At 44.5% G+C, this 4,010-nt stretch carries 5 protein-coding genes; 1 reads left to right on the top strand and 4 read right to left on the bottom strand.

The genetic code is table 11. The features are described 5' to 3' along the window. The first annotated feature begins 75 nt into the window (after positions 1-75). Positions 76-423, top strand: a complete 348-nt coding sequence (locus EKM91_RS13585; RefSeq protein ID WP_057707481.1) for a hypothetical protein — start codon at positions 76-78, stop codon at positions 421-423. A 103-nt stretch (positions 424-526) separates the two neighbouring features. On the opposite strand, the gene EKM91_RS13580 is transcribed toward EKM91_RS13585, so the two are convergent. The 4 genes from EKM91_RS13580 to EKM91_RS13565 form a co-directional block, all read right to left on the bottom strand. Then, positions 527-1,198, bottom strand: coding sequence for a TetR/AcrR family transcriptional regulator (locus tag EKM91_RS13580; RefSeq protein ID WP_014975084.1), 672 nt, complete (start codon positions 1,196-1,198; stop codon positions 527-529). A 4-nt stretch (positions 1,199-1,202) separates the two neighbouring features. After that, positions 1,203-2,450, bottom strand: coding sequence for an ABC transporter permease (locus EKM91_RS13575; RefSeq protein ID WP_084988356.1), 1,248 nt, complete (start codon positions 2,448-2,450; stop codon positions 1,203-1,205). Beyond that, a complete protein-coding gene (locus EKM91_RS13570; protein WP_084988357.1) occupies positions 2,428-3,171 on the bottom strand; it encodes an ABC transporter ATP-binding protein in 744 nt (247 codons plus the stop codon). The genes EKM91_RS13575 and EKM91_RS13570 overlap by 23 nt, the downstream gene beginning before the upstream one ends. Before the next feature lie 246 nt (positions 3,172-3,417). After that, positions 3,418-3,885 (bottom strand): Dps family protein, encoded by a 468-nt coding sequence (locus EKM91_RS13565; RefSeq protein ID WP_125754425.1) that lies wholly within the window; start codon positions 3,883-3,885, stop codon positions 3,418-3,420. Between the last annotated feature and the right edge of the window lie 125 nt (positions 3,886-4,010).

Below are 4,010 nucleotides of genomic sequence, written 5' to 3'. Positions count from 1 at the left end.
AATTAAAAGCGATGGTGCCAGCATAACCTACAACACCCTATCAACAACTAGGTAAAAGGCACACTCTCAGACTATTTGCACCAGAGCCCTAAGCGGGCCTTTGCTGATTTGATTGCACTAGCTACCGAGACGATCGTTGATGCGACCAGCCTAACCGTCGTCACCAGTGACCCACTCAGTGTCGACCGTCAACAGCGACTCACCCATTTTGAAGCCCGGCCCTTACTCGCGCCGGTAGATTTGTCCAACACCACGTCAATTCCGGTTACAACCATTCAGGCAACGACCCAGGCTAAACTTGCCGAGCTCCCACGAACAACCCAGCGGCTCGTCAACCCAGATCTTTACCCGGTCTACATGACGACCACACTCAGCCAGTTACAAACTAGTTTGTTGAATAAAATGACGATACTAGCAGATTAACAAACGAACACGCGTAGCAACGACCAAAGCCACTTCTGTACTTAGCGTTCAAATGACCGCTAAGTACAGAAGTGGCTTTAGTTTATATCAAGTAACAGTTAGCTCACTGACCAGTAATTTGATCATGTTCACCCGGGGTCAATATTTTGGTCATCACCGTAATCAAATACGCTTGTTCGCGCTCAATTTCAGTTCCCGGCAATTCCAGCATTAACTGCGCTAGGTAACCGAATAGCTGCGATAACAAACTTTGCAGTATCAAATCATTCGGCCAATCCACAATCAAATGATCTGCTTTTAGTTGATTTATGACACTTCCCATCTGCTTGACCATCTTAGGCGCAATCTGGCTAAGAATCTGTTCGCGTCGTTCGGTGTCAAAAGCTGCCATTTCAAAAATGACCTTTAACTCTTTCACGTTAGCTTTAGCAAATGCAACTCGGTCCGTAAAAATTGCTGTGACGAATGCCTGTAGACTGGGATAACGCTGCCGTAATTCATCCTCTGAAAAATCACTCGCTAAGATTGGCACAATGTGCGCGGTAATTGGTGCTAAGATGGCATCCCGTAAGGCAGCCTTAGTCTTATACCGCCGATAGACCGTCCCCTCCGCAACGCCGGCCCGTTGTGCAATATCACTAGTACTGGTCTGGTCAAAACCCTTTTCAGCAAACAAATCGAGACTTGCCTGGAGGATGGCCCGTTGCTTAGGTGTAATCGTTTCATTCTGACTTAGATCCTGTTGAAAATAATCCCGTATCCGTGGTCGTTCCATATCCTCACACCTTCCGATAACGTTTCATTCCAACAATATTCAACATTGTTAGTACGACCATAAACCCTACTAATATTAACAAATTGACACCAATATCGCCAAGCCCAGCACCCTTTGTCACAACAGCCGTCATCGCATTAGCACCATAGTATAACGGCATGATGTGGGCAATTGCTTGCAACCAACTGGCCATGCCATCGACTGGAACCAACCCAGCAAAAAAGATTTGTGGTACAACAATCAGTGGAATAAACTGAATCATTTGAAATTCTGAGTTAGCAAAGGTGGAAATAAAGATACCCAAGGTCAAAGCCACTAACGCTAATAATAAGTTAGTCAGAAAGACCAGCCAAATACTACCAACTAAGTGAATCTTGAAGACCGTAATTGTGAAAACAACGGTCAGGACAGTCTGAATGATGGCAAAGCCCCCATAACCAATTAGATAGCCCATAATAATTTCACTCCGTCGAATTGGGGTTGCAAGTAGCCGGCTTAGGGTTCCAGTAGTGCGTTCATTCAAAAGTGAAACGCCAGAAATCAAGAACACAAAGAAGAAGACAAAGAAACCGAGAAAGGCTGGCAAAAAGCTTTCAAAGAACGTTGAATCACTACTACCATAAATATAATGAGACTTAGTCGTATAACTGGTTGCTTTAGCTGACTGAGTCGAACTAGACGTCGTGGCTGTGGCTTGCTTGAGTTGCTTTTGTAATTTCTCAGCAGTTGCCTGGTCACCGCGGGCCTGGGCTTGTGCAATGGCAGTCTTCAGCTTGGTCACCGTTGCTTGTGTCTGGGCTGCTGTCAGCTTCTTCAAAGCGGCTTGTTGCGATTCAAGGGCCGCGCGCTGTTTCTTAGTAACGGTCACCAGCGTCTTCATTTTCAACTTGACTAATCCTGATTGTAAACTCGCCTTAATTAAAGACGTGTTGGTTGGATTGCTATTTGAATAAGTAATCGTCAATTGACCATTTTTCTGAGTCAAATAGCCATCTAGATCATGCTGCTTAATCATTTTCCGTGCCTGTGAACTATCATAATGATGAATCGTCACGTTTTTGGTATCGATCACGTTAACCACGGATTGGTCTACATGATGAACACCCAAGCTTGCTACTTGCGTCGTGTTGTTTTGAAATAAGAAATACATCAGCGTCATAATCAGCAATGGTGCCAAAAACATCAGCGCCAAGGTACGCTTATCACGTAACATTTGCTTAAAAACTCGTCTAACGATTGCCATCGTTCGCATCTTGCATCCGCCCCGCTTTCAAAAAGACCTGTTCGATCGTATCTACTGCATACTGTTGTTTCAGTGCCGCGGGTGTCCCCTCAGCAAGCGCAATCCCGTGCCGAATCAACATGAGATAATCACACCGTTCTGCTTCGTCCATGACATGCGTTGTCACGAGCATCGACTTACCGGTATCCTTGAGCTTATTTAGTTCGGTCCAAATTTGTTGCCGTAATTCTGGATCAATCCCAACGGTCGGTTCATCTAAAATCAATAATTGGGGATCCTGAATCAGGGCAATTGCCAACGACAAGCGCCGTTTCATCCCACCCGAATAGCCACTGACCCGCTTGTCTAATTGGGACGTTAAATCAACTAATCCGGCTGCATAATCAATCATCTGTGCTAACTTTATTTTTGGAACGCTCATCAATTGCCCAAACAAGGTCAGGTTTTCACGGGCCGTTAGTGTCTCATACAAAGCGTCACTTTGGGCCATATACCCTACTTGTGCCATTACCGCCCTATTGGGCATCACCGTATCCATGACTTTAACAGTGCCACTATCCACAGCTTCCATCCCTAAAATACTCTTGATCAAGGTGGTCTTCCCAGCTCCTGATGGCCCAATCAAGCCATAAATCATTCCAGCCGGCAGTGTCAAATCAATCTGATTGAGCACTTGCTGATGACCAAAGTGCTTGCTGACCTGCTTGGCGATGACATAATCCGTTACCATTTTAATAACCCTCTTTCTCAAAGCGAGTGTATACTCACTCACTTAGTGGCCTTAGTATAATCAGTACATCTCGGTTTGTCAACATTAAAATGAGTTATCACTCACTTATTTTGTTTCCGGCCTATTTGTCACCGCATTGCAAACAAAAATGCGCCACCCCGTTGTTGGGATGTCGCATTTTAATTAAATAGCAGCACTGATATAAGCGTTAGCAATGTTTAAGCCTACCGATTTTTTAATATTATTTTATTCATCAATTTCCGGCGCCGACCCAAGCTCTGCCTGAATCATCCAGATTTTCTTCTCAATTGCGGTTTTGAGACCAATGAAAATATCTTGGGTACTGAAGTCTTTTTCAACATCGGATACTTCAATGCCGTGTTTGTAAAGGTCTTCCAAGTAACGATAGCCATCAACTAAGTGTGCGAGGCGTTCTGGGGTTGTTTTGTCCCATTCACCAGGCCAGTCTTGAATCTTAGTGTTTTCGGCCATTTCTTTTAAGGTCGAGTAAGGACTGCCATCAAGCGCAATCAGCCGTTCAGAAATGACATCGAGTTGGCTGTCAATTTCTTCCATGAACTCATCCATCAAGGGGTGCAACTTCAAAAAGTTGGGTCCACGCATGTACCAATGCGTCTGATGGATAATCATTGACATCTGGCTCAAATCGGCAACGAGTTGATTTAATACTGCTTTGGTTTTCGTATATTTCATTAGATTGATCTCCTTTCGATATGGTCATTATAACATAGTGGTAGCTTAGGCTCTGGTGCAAAGTTTGCCTGGCAACTTCATTCTAGTATACTGAGTGACAAGAAACGAGGGATTGTGCGCATGAA

Source organism: Lacticaseibacillus baoqingensis (genome assembly GCF_003946165.1).
In the GTDB taxonomy this organism is placed as follows: domain Bacteria; phylum Bacillota; class Bacilli; order Lactobacillales; family Lactobacillaceae; genus Lacticaseibacillus; species Lacticaseibacillus baoqingensis.
This window is presented reverse-complemented; position numbering and strand designations above follow the sequence as displayed.